The organism is Bradyrhizobium sp. sGM-13 (genome assembly GCF_018398875.1).
In the GTDB taxonomy this organism is placed as follows: Bacteria; Pseudomonadota; Alphaproteobacteria; order Rhizobiales; family Xanthobacteraceae; genus Bradyrhizobium.
Genome location: NZ_JAGWDK010000407.1, coordinates 1 through 244 on the forward strand (window position 1 = coordinate 1; position 244 = coordinate 244).

At 62.3% G+C, this 244-nt stretch carries 1 protein-coding gene; it reads left to right on the top strand.

The annotated features are described in order from the left end of the window. Positions 1-244 (top strand): transposase (locus KJQ96_RS42600; protein ID WP_213291268.1); only part of this gene is annotated, 244 nt, incomplete at both ends.

Here is a 244-nt window from a genome sequence, read left to right on the forward strand (position 1 = left end):
GGCCAAACGCGCGTTGCAGGAGATCTGGATGGCCGAAACCAAGGCCGCCGCCGAGCTGGCGTTCGACGCCTTCATCGAAAGCTACCCGCCCAAATACGCGAAGGCGGCCGACTGCCTGAGCAAGGATCGGGACACGCTACTGGCGTTATACGACTTCCCGGCCGAGCACTGGAAGCACCTGCGGACGATCAATCCCATTGAAAGCACCTTCGCTACCGTGCGCCACCGCACGATCCGATCGAAG